Annotated in this window: 1 protein-coding gene; it reads right to left on the reverse strand. The window is 48.9% G+C overall.

All coding sequences use genetic code 11. The annotated features are described in order from the left end of the window. A partial coding sequence (locus ACT3RN_RS16235; RefSeq protein WP_444518889.1) for a hypothetical protein occupies positions 1 to 348 on the reverse strand: 348 nt, incomplete at both ends.

A 348-nucleotide genomic window follows, 5' to 3' on the forward strand; every position in this document is an offset into this window, starting at 1 on the left:
GAGGGCGCTGCAATTAGCACCGTGGTGTCATCTGTTGCAAGCGCTGACTCATCTGCTGCTTGACCTTCATAGATAGTATCAGCGGCAAGGCCATCTGCCCGTACCATGACAGTATGACTACCCAGCTGCTGCGTAGTCATCTGTAATGCATTGACGCTGTCTTGACCTGACTGTATGGAGGACTGCGCATAGCTATAAGTCAGCGGTATTTGCTCATTCTCATCTAAACCACTGACCAACCACCACGTACCTAGCTCATCAACCGAATCGCCTGATACCCACAAAGTAGAAATACCAATATCTGCAAGCAGACCCGTGACAAAATCATAGTCACTGACATCTGACTGT

Source organism: Psychrobacter sp. AOP5-GZ1-6 (assembly GCF_052376345.1).
Classification (GTDB): domain Bacteria; phylum Pseudomonadota; class Gammaproteobacteria; order Pseudomonadales; family Moraxellaceae; genus Psychrobacter.